This window comes from Roseovarius amoyensis (assembly GCF_003260265.1).
Lineage (GTDB): Bacteria > Pseudomonadota > Alphaproteobacteria > Rhodobacterales > Rhodobacteraceae > Roseovarius > Roseovarius amoyensis.
In genome coordinates this window covers 1-8,769 of the sequence record NZ_QITQ01000050.1, presented here as the reverse complement: position 1 = coordinate 8,769, position 8,769 = coordinate 1, and the positions used below count along the sequence as shown (strand labels likewise).

General features: G+C 60.4%; 7 protein-coding genes, 6 pseudogenes and 1 other annotated feature. Of the genes and pseudogenes, 6 read left to right on the top strand and 7 right to left on the bottom strand.

Translation table 11 applies throughout. From position 1 onward, the window contains the following. Positions 1–200 (top strand): hypothetical protein (locus DL899_RS19765; RefSeq protein WP_204355367.1); only part of this gene is annotated, 200 nt, incomplete at its 5' end. A 107-nt stretch (positions 201–307) separates the two neighbouring features. Here DL899_RS19765 and DL899_RS20140 read toward each other — a convergent pair. The 3 genes and pseudogenes from DL899_RS20140 to DL899_RS18635 all read right to left on the bottom strand — a co-directional run. Then, a complete protein-coding gene (locus DL899_RS20140; protein ID WP_111735827.1) occupies positions 308–637 on the bottom strand; it encodes a transposase in 330 nt (109 codons plus the stop codon). Positions 638–685: 48 nt separating this feature from the next. Continuing rightward, positions 686–877: an integrase core domain-containing protein gene (locus DL899_RS20265; protein ID WP_420821004.1), complete on the bottom strand. Its 192-nt coding sequence runs from the start codon at positions 875–877 to the stop codon at positions 686–688. A gap of 62 nt (positions 878–939) precedes the next feature. Continuing rightward, a pseudogene (locus tag DL899_RS18635) lies at positions 940–1,095 on the bottom strand (IS3 family transposase); the annotation flags it as partial. Positions 1,096–1,289: 194 nt separating this feature from the next. On the opposite strand from DL899_RS18635, the pseudogene DL899_RS20015 reads away from it, so the two are divergent. Further along, a pseudogene (locus DL899_RS20015) lies at positions 1,290–1,448 on the top strand (transposase); the annotation flags it as partial. Beyond that, positions 1,445–1,654, top strand: a pseudogene (locus DL899_RS20010) (IS6 family transposase); the annotation flags it as partial. The pseudogenes DL899_RS20015 and DL899_RS20010, both read left to right, overlap by 4 nt. A gap of 76 nt (positions 1,655–1,730) precedes the next feature. Here the strand turns inward: DL899_RS20010 and DL899_RS18620 are convergent. From DL899_RS18620 to DL899_RS18605, 4 genes are read right to left on the bottom strand one after another with little or no spacing between them, the layout of a single operon-like run. Beyond that, on the bottom strand, positions 1,731–2,909 hold the full coding sequence (locus DL899_RS18620) for an acetyl-CoA C-acyltransferase (RefSeq protein WP_111735826.1): 1,179 nt from the start codon (positions 2,907–2,909) through the stop codon (positions 1,731–1,733). A 22-nt stretch (positions 2,910–2,931) separates the two neighbouring features. Beyond that, positions 2,932–5,007, bottom strand: a complete 2,076-nt coding sequence (locus tag DL899_RS18615) for a 3-hydroxyacyl-CoA dehydrogenase NAD-binding domain-containing protein (protein WP_111735825.1) — start codon at positions 5,005–5,007, stop codon at positions 2,932–2,934. Between the two features lie 10 nt (positions 5,008–5,017). Then, positions 5,018–6,151: an acyl-CoA dehydrogenase family protein gene (locus tag DL899_RS18610; protein ID WP_111735824.1), complete on the bottom strand. Its 1,134-nt coding sequence runs from the start codon at positions 6,149–6,151 to the stop codon at positions 5,018–5,020. Between the two features lie 20 nt (positions 6,152–6,171). Further along, the gene (locus DL899_RS18605) at positions 6,172–7,368 is read right to left on the bottom strand and encodes an acyl-CoA dehydrogenase family protein (protein WP_111735823.1); all 1,197 of its coding nucleotides are present in this window, start codon (positions 7,366–7,368) and stop codon (positions 6,172–6,174) included. A gap of 401 nt (positions 7,369–7,769) precedes the next feature. Between DL899_RS18605 and DL899_RS18600 the strand changes: the two are divergent. The 3 pseudogenes from DL899_RS18600 to DL899_RS18590 form a co-directional block, all read left to right on the top strand. Continuing rightward, positions 7,770–7,985: pseudogene (locus tag DL899_RS18600) on the top strand (transposase); the annotation flags it as partial. Positions 7,986–8,081: 96 nt separating this feature from the next. Beyond that, positions 8,082–8,213: pseudogene (locus DL899_RS18595) on the top strand (IS256 family transposase); the annotation flags it as partial. Between the two features lie 46 nt (positions 8,214–8,259). Beyond that, positions 8,260–8,769 (top strand): annotated as a pseudogene (locus tag DL899_RS18590) (transposase); the annotation flags it as partial. Beyond that, positions 8,547–8,663 (top strand) — a sequence feature (AL1L pseudoknot). (Overlaps the previous pseudogene by 117 nt.)

Genomic DNA, 8,769 nt, shown 5'->3' with positions numbered 1-8,769 from the left:
AAAATCACACCACGTGCCACAACAACGATCCCACGAAATCTACCGCTTCGCGATACAAAACGCCTTGTTTTGTTGACCTGCGCCAAACGAAATCCGGAAAAATCAGCCGCGAACTGTCGAAGTTGGGGCAGCTGGGCGGTGATGATGGCAGGTCACCGCTGATAGCGCTCCTCGAAAAGCTCGAGCAGGTCGAGGGGTAGTGTCAAGTAAACCGGCTTGAGCGGGTCCAGGTTGCGACGTAGCTTGTCGCCATGACAAAGCGCAGCGATTGAGCAATCTGGGGTCTGGAAATTCACTGACGCCATGCTCATGCATCCTGGCATTCCCACTTGATGTAGGGCTTGGTTTCAGCGGCCCATTTGTCGTCGATCTCGACCAGCACGGCACTGACGAGGCGCAGGAGGGCGTCTTCGCTGGGAAAGACCCTGACCTTGACGGTGCGCCGTTTCAGCTCCTGCTGGACGGACCGCTCCATCGGGTTCGAGGTGCGTAGCCGCGCTCGGGCAGGGTGAGACGGCAAGGCCCTCGGGGACGTTCTCCTTGAGCCACGCGGCCAGTTTCGGCGCGGTGTCGCGGTAGCTGGCAACCAGCTCGGCCAGGGCGGTCTCGGCCTTGGCGAGGTCTGAAGTGGTCCCATCTTTTCGGACGGGTTTGCAGCGTTTCTAAGGTGTATCGGGTTTAGATTTCATGCTGCTTTTTGCTCTTTCAAGCCCGCCCAATATGCGTCATCGGGCGCCTGCCTATCAAGTGCAGAATAGGGTCGTCTGGTGTTGTAGAAGCCGATCCAGTCTTTGACGACGCGCCGAGCCCGGAAGCCATCGGTGATTTCCTCAAGGTAGATGGCCTCTTGCTTAAGGCTTCGCCAGAGACGCTCAATAAAGATGTTGTCGAGATATCTACTGAATCGCCCCGGTTTTACCGGAGACCTATAGCTTCATTTCACGCGACCATATCGAGCACGTCGCGCTGTGCATAGAAGTTCTCTTCTGCCTCGGCTGGCGGGATGTTTCCAATCGGCCCGAGCCGGCGGCGGTTGTTGAACCAATCGACCCAGCCGAGCGTGGCCATTTCCAGGTCCTGCATATTGCGCCACGGGGTAGTGCCCCACCGGGTGGAGTAAGAGGCCGCGCGCGGAGCCTTTTGGCGTAGCGCAGCGCGCGGCCGGGGCTGGCGGCCACCGCGCATCATCGTAGTCTGAGGTTGTTCAACGACCGATGACAACGAAGGAGAGCACGATGACCGAGACCATGATTGACCTTCCGGGCGTGATCGCCAGGAGCGATGACGCAGATTTTCTGCGCGATTTGATCCAGGACGCCGCGCAGCGGCTGATGGACATCGAGGTGGCCGCCGTCTGCGGTGCGGGGCACGGCGAGCGCAGCCCGGACCGGGAGAACCAGCGCAACGGATACCGGCCGCGGCAGTGGGATACCCGAGCGGGGGCCATCGGGCGGAAAACTTCCATCTGCCATTCCGACGACGAGAGCGGGCGATGCAACGCTTTCGGCGCATGCGAAGTTTGCAGAAATTTGCCGCCATTCACGCTTCTGTCTTCAACCATTTCAACCAGGAACGCAGTCTCTACTCACGAGCCAATTTCAAGCGAAACCGCGCCGCCGCTCTCGCCGAGTGGCGCCAACTCGGCGCGGCATAAGGGACAGCCACCCTGCCCTTGGCGAGACAGGTTCGAATTGGTCTGACAGCTCCGTGCTGGGAGCGGGACGTGCTCATCAAACCACCTCGAAGAGCCCGGCGGCCCCCATTCCGCCGCCGATGCACATCGTCACAACCACGTATTTCACCCCCCGCCGGCGCCCCTCGATCAAGGCATGGCCCACTAGCCGCGACCCGCTCATCCCATAGGGATGGCCGACAGCGATTGCGCCGCCGTTCACGTTGAGCCGCTCGTCGGGAATGCCCAGCGTGTCGCGACTATAAAGCACCTGCACCGCAAACGCCTCGTTGAGCTCCCACAGCCCGATATCGTCGATCGAAAGACCGGCCTTTTCCAGGAGCTTCGGTACCGCGAAGACCGGGCCGATGCCCATTTCGTCGGGCTCGCAGCCAGCGACGGCAAAGCCGCGGAAAATGCCGAGAGGGGCAAGGCCACGGCGCTCGGCTTCCCGCCCGTTCATCACCACGCAGGCCGAGGCCCCGTCGGAAAACTGACTGGCGTTGCCTGCGCTCACCAGACCGCCGGGCAGCGCCGGAGGGAGTGCGGCGAGGGCTTCGGCGGTGGTGCCGGGGCGGATACCCTCGTCAGAATCGAGCGTGACCTTTTGGGTTGTGAAGCCACCGCTAGCCTTGTCGTAGACAGCCGCAACCGTTTCGAACGGCACGATCTCGTCGTCGAACAGTCCCGCCTGCGCGGCCTCGGTGGCGCGCTGTTGACTGCGCGCGCCATATTCATCCTGGCGTTCGCGGTCGATGCCATAGCGCTGTGCCACGTTCTCGGCGGTCTCCAGCATCGACATGTAAACTTCGGGCTTGTGTTCCATCATCCACGGGTCGGTGATCATGTGGGTGTTGTGCTCATTCTGAACACAGGAAATCGATTCCAGCCCACCGGCGACATAGATATCACCCTCGCCCACCTGCACCCGGTTCGCCGCTGTGGCGATCGCCTGAAGCCCCGAGGAGCAGAAGCGGTTCACCGCCATTCCGGAGGTCGTGACGGGGCAGCCTGCACTGATCGCAACCTGTCGCCCGATATTCCAGCCGGTCGCGCCTTCGGGAAAAGCGCACCCCATCACCACGTCCTCCACCTCGCCAGCTTCGATGCTGGCGCGCTCAATGGCGGCGCGGGCGACATGGCCGCCCATTGCCGCACCATGGGTCATGTTCAGGCTGCCGCGCCATGATTTGGCGAGACCTGTGCGGGCGGTTGAAACGATTACGGCGTCAGCCATGGTTCTCTCCATCATTGGAAGGTCAGTTGAAGCGGCTGCCGTCGGCGGCCAGCTCTACGATCATCGGGGCAGGATCAATGTCCTGCTCGGCAAGTGCGCGCGAGATCGTGTAAAGTCCGACCTGATCGGCGTAGAACATCGGCCCGCCGCGGAAGGCGGGGAAGCCGTAACCGGCGAGATAGACTACGTCGATATCGGAGGCCCGCTGGGCAATGCCCTCTTCGAGCAGCAGCGCCCCTTCGTTCACCATCGGATAGATCAGCCGCTCGACGATCTCGTCAGAAGCCACCTTACGCGGGGTGATGCCTGCATCGTCGCAATGCGCCTTGACCATCGCTGTAACCTCTGGGTTGGGCTGAGGCCGGCGCTGGCCCTTTTCATAAAGGTACCAGCCACGCCCGCTCTTCTGACCGAACCATCCCTTTTCGCACAGCGCGTCGGCGATGATCGCGGGGCGGTGGTTGGGATCTTCCTGGGCCTGCCTCTGTCGCACCGCCCAGTGCACGTCGTTGCCGGCCAGGTCGAGCATGCGGAACGGACCCATCGCCATGCCCCAGCGCTCCATCGCCTTGTCGATGGCGTAGGGTGAGACACCGTCCTCGATCAGCCGATAGGCGGCAATGAGATACTGGTTCAGCATCCGGTTGCCGATGAAGCCATCGCAGACCCGCGAGACAACCGGAGTCTTGCGCAGCCGCTTGGCCAGCGCCATCGCAGTGGCAAGCACCTCGGGAGCGGTTTTTTCTCCGCGGACCACCTCAAGCAACTTCATGATGTGGGCCGGCGAGAAGAAATGAAGCCCCACCACGTCAGCCGGGCGGCCACTCTCCTTGGCGATCACGTCGACATCCAGTGTCGAGGTGTTGGTGGCGAGAATTGCGCCTGGTTTCATCACCTCGCCAAGACGGGAAAACACCGTCTTTTTCACCGCGAGGTCTTCGAACACCGCCTCGATCACCAAGTCGGCGTCGGCGATGGCGGCATAATCAAGTACCGGGGTGATCATCGCCATGCGCGCGTCGATAGCCTCGGCGCTCATGCCGCTACGCTTCGCCCCTTTCTCGTAGGTAGAGCGTATACGGGCAAGCCCGGCATCAAGCGCCTCCTGCTTGGTTTCAAGCAGCACCACCGGAATGGACGCGTTGAGAAAGGTCATGGCAATGCCCCCTCCCATCGTGCCGGCACCAATCACCGCAACCAGTTCGACTGGCCGGGTCGGTGTATCCTTTTCCAATCCTTCCACGCGGGCCGCCAGACGCTCGGCGAAAAAACCGTGACGCAGGGCCTGGGATACAGGCGAGGTCAACAAAGTTCGGAAGCTTTCCCACTCGGCCTCGTGCCCCGCGGCAAAATTTTTGAACACCGCCGCGCTTACCGCGTCGATGCAATGCAGAGGCGCGGGGTAATTGGCGAAGCTTCGCTTCACATTGGTACGCACGAACTGGAAGTAGGGTTCGGCATAGGGGTAGGAAATTTTCTCGGCGCTCAGCAGCCGCGGGCCGCGACCCTCGTCCAGTATTTCACGGGCAAAATCCAGCGCTGCTTCGACGACGGCACCCTCGACGAAGCGGTCGAAAAGGCCAGAATCGGCAAGCGCCTCACGCGGTAATGGCTTGCCGCTTAGAATCATGTTCAGAGCGGGTTCGACGCCGATCAGACGAGGCAGACGCTGAGTGCCTCCTGCTCCAGGCAGGAGACCGAGATTGACCTCCGGCATTGACACCTTGGATCCGGCATCACCTACTCGATAATGGCAGGCCATCGCTAGTTCCAGACCGCCACCCATGCAAGCCCCGCTTATGGCGGCGATCACCGGCTTTTCGCAGGCTTCGATCAGGTTGGTGATCGTAGACATGTTTGGTTCGGTAAAGGCATCCGCCCCACCCGCAACAGCGGAAAATTCGGTGATATCTGCGCCTCCGGAAAAGGCTTTTTCGTTGCCCGCCAGAACGATGGCGGCCACCTCTGAATCGGCCACGGCACGGTCGATCGCACCGATAAGTTCAGTGCGCAGGGTGTGGTTCAGCGCATTCACCGGGGGGCTTGCCATTGTGACAAGCGCCACGTTTCCCCGGGTTTGATAATCGATGACTGTCATAGTCAGGCCCTCATGCAATCTGTTTGGAAGTGTCGCCGCTGCGCCGGTCGATCGCAGCGTAACGCCTAGCGTGGGTATCGGCGGCGCCGAACTGCTGGCTGATTATAGTCAGGCGCTTGAAATAATGCGCAACCGGGCTTTCATCGGCGATCCCCATGCCGCCGTGCAGCTGTACGGCCTGCTGGCCGACGACACGACAGGCGCGCCCAAGATGCACTTTGAGCGCCGAGGCCGCCTTGGCTGCCTCTGGACCACCGGATCCGGCAAGGATCGCGGCCTTGTAGAGAAGGGACACCGTCGCCTCGCGCTCGATAAACATATCGACCATTCTATGCTGAAGCACCTGAAATGAAGAAATAGGAACGTCGAACTGCTTTCGCGTTTTTGTGTAGTCGATGGTTGCCTCGATCAGAAACGACATAATCCCAATGGCCTCTGCCCCAATGGCGACGATCCCGTCATCTATGGCAGGTTCCAGAAGATCGAGCCCCTCCCCGACCTCGCACAGCAACGCCTCTTCCCCGATTCGAACATTGGCGAGCCCTAAGTTGGACGTGTCGAATCCGTCAACGCCCTCATAGCCCTGTTGAGACAGCCCAGGGCTGTTCGCGGGAACGAGAAACAGCGTCAACCCGGCACCCTTGACCATGGCCGAAACGATGAAAGTGTCGGCATGGGCACCGTCAAGCACCGCGATCTTATCGCCGTTCAGCACAAAATCGTTGCCTTCACGGCGTGCCGTAGTGTCAACATGGGAAAGGCTGTCGCGGTTAGTCGCCTCAGCGTGGGCCAGCGCAATGCGCGCCTCCCCTGAGACCAGTTCTCCGATCAGTGCCTGGCGGCGATCCTTGTCGCTAAGTCGCTTCAGCACCCCACCTGCCAGAACGATATTGGCAAGATAGGGCTCGGGGGCAAGCGCCTTGCCGAACACCTCCATCACCAGCATCGCGTCAACCATGTCGCCGCCCAGTCCGCCGTCGGCCTCTTGGAACGGTAGCGCCAGCACCCCCAGTTCGGCCAGTTCGGACCAATAGCCGGGCCGCGGCGCGGTCTGACCTTGGACACCAAAGCGATAATGATCCTGGCAGAATCGGCTAAGCGTTTCGCGCAGAAGGCGCTGTTCGTCGGTAAAATGAAAGTCCATGATAATCCCTGTATCCAGCCTCAGAGACCGAGAACAGCCTTTGCAATGATGTTTTTCTGGATCTCGTTTGTGCCGCCGTAGATCGACGCCTTGCGGAAGTTGAAATAACGTGGCGCGGCCATGCCGGCATAATCCGGGCCGACGGGCGCACCGTCCCAGTCCGGATGCATACGATCACGTACGAAGGGCAGTGCCTTGTTGCCCGCGATTTCGAGCAGGAACTCGGTAATCGCCTGCTGGATCTCGGCCCCCTTGATCTTGAGAATCGAGCTTTCAGCCCCAGGCGCGCCACCGGTCTCGATCTCGGATAGCAGTCGCAGTTCGGTGTATTCCAGCGCGTCCAGCTCCACCTCAAGATCGACCAGTCGCCGACGAAAAAGCTCGTCGTCGATCAATGCGCCGCTCTTCGTACGCTCTGCCGCCGCGATTTTCTTGATCCGCTCGACATTGTGCCGCGAGCGCCCAACGTCAGCCACCATGGTGCGTTCGTGGGTCAGCAAGTATTTGGCGTAGTCCCAGCCTTTACCCTCTTCACCAACCCGGTTTTCCACCGGCACGCGCAGATTATCGAATATAACCTCGTTCACCTCGTGGGTTCCATCGACGGTGATGATCGGGCGTACGGTGATGCCGGGGCTGTCCATCGGGAACAGCAAGAAGGTGATCCCCTGCTGCTTGCGGCCCGATGCGTCGGTGCGCACGAGACAGAACATCCAGTCCGCATATTGCGCATAGGTCGTCCACATCTTCGCACCATTCACTACGTAATGATCGCCGTCGCGCACCGCACTTGTGCGCAGGGCTGCAAGATCGGAGCCAGCGCCGGGCTCGGAATAGCCCTGGCACCACCACACATTGCTGGCGAGGATGTCGGGCAGAAAACGCTCCTTTTGCTCAGTCGTGCCGAAAGTATAGATCACTGGGGCAACCATCATCAGGCCGAAGGGACTCACCCACGGAGCGCCGCTGGCACCCATTTCCTTGAAGAAGATATAGCGCTGGGTGTGGCTCCAGCCGGTACCGCCGTATTCCACCGGCCAGTTCGGTCCGGCCCAACCGCGAGCATGCAGCGCCTTCTGAGCGCGCACATAGTCGTCCTTGCTCAACTCCACGAAGGCTTCATTCTTCGCGATCACGTCCTGCGGATACTTGGTGGCGAAAAACTGGCGCACCTCGTCGCGGAAGGCGATGTCTTCGGCGGAAAACTCGAGGTTCATGTTCGCCCCCCGGGAGCCCCGCCCGCATTGACGAGGCGCTCGGACATGCGGAATTCATGCAGTACGGCTGCTTGTCTCACTTCTGACTTTCCTCCCCGGCAGGCCTCTTCGCCAACCGATCTAATTTGCGAATTTTGAATAATGAATCACAATTCTATTATTGTGTCGATTCATAGAGGCTCGTCAACAGGCGTGATGAGGACTGTCATTGGCTTGATGCTGTGACCGCCCCCCGATGGCATCAATGTGCCATATGTGGACGACCCTCTCCCTGCAAGAATTCTTTGATGATTTGTTCGGATCGCTTGCGTTCATATGTCCGGCCTGTTGGTGCGTTCGGCTTTGTTGCACAAATTGGCTGAGGGATTAACTGTTTGAATCCAGCGTGATAGCTGGCTGTCATGAGCGGCTGGTCACCTACGAAGTACAAGACCAGGAACTGGCCTTCGTACAACACGGCGCTGAAGCAGCGCGGTTCACTTGCAATCTGGTTTGATCCCGAGATGCCCTGGCACGCGGCTCCGACGGGTAGGCGCGGTCGTCAGCCCGAGTTCAGCGACGCCGCGATCCAAGCTTGCCTGACGATGAAGGTGCTTTTCGGTAGGCCCCTTAGACGAGGTGACGTCCCCGGACGTTGTGTAGCTTTCGGTGGCCATCGGGTTTCTCGGTAGGGTCGGGTTGTGAACACCAACCTGAACTGAGGACTACACCCGATGACCAAACAGATGATGGACCTGCGCGCGCTCGTGGAAAAGAGCGCTGATGCCGACCTGCTCCGCGAGATGATCGGTTTCGCCGCCGAACGGCTGATGGAGCTGGAGGTCGGCCCCAAGACGGGCGCTGAACCGCCCCGGGTTTACCGGAGAGTAAAACTCTCAAAGGATGAGCCCTATGGATCAGAAGAAGCCCACCCCGAAGTACACAGCCGAGTTCCGCGAGCGCGGCGTCCGGCTATTCCGTGAACATCGGCCCGATTACAGCAGCGACAACGCGGCCTACCGCGCGATCGCATCGAAGCTTGGCTGTTCCCATAACACTCTTCGCGCCTGGTGCATCCAGGCCGCCCGTGACGCTGGCGAGCGTGGCGGCGTGACCAGTGAAGAGAAGGCACGGATCAAGGCTCTGGAACGCGAGGTCAAGGAACTGCGCACCGCCAACGAGATCCTGAAGAAGGCGTCGGCGTATTTTGCCCAGGCGGAGTTCGACCGCCCGTTCCGCAAATGATCGCTTTTATCGACGATCACCGTAGCGTCTTTGGTGTCGAGCCGATCTGCCGGGTTCTGGGGATCGCACCATCGACCTATTACGCCTTCAAGGCCGTGGAGCGTGATCCGGACCTGGCATCGGATCGAGCCAGACAGGATCGTCAGGACATGGCCGCCATCAAGCAAGCCTTCGATG

Coding starts and splice junctions, on each gene's coding strand:
- DL899_RS20140 (WP_111735827.1), bottom strand. CDS start 637: ATGGGACCACTTCAGACCTCGCCAAGGCCGAGACCGCCCTGGCCGAGC.
- DL899_RS18620 (WP_111735826.1), bottom strand. CDS start 2,909: ATGGCTGACGCCGTAATCGTTTCAACCGCCCGCACAGGTCTCGCCAAA.
- DL899_RS18615 (WP_111735825.1), bottom strand. CDS start 5,007: ATGACAGTCATCGATTATCAAACCCGGGGAAACGTGGCGCTTGTCACA.
- DL899_RS18610 (WP_111735824.1), bottom strand. CDS start 6,151: ATGGACTTTCATTTTACCGACGAACAGCGCCTTCTGCGCGAAACGCTT.
- DL899_RS18605 (WP_111735823.1), bottom strand. CDS start 7,368: ATGAACCTCGAGTTTTCCGCCGAAGACATCGCCTTCCGCGACGAGGTG.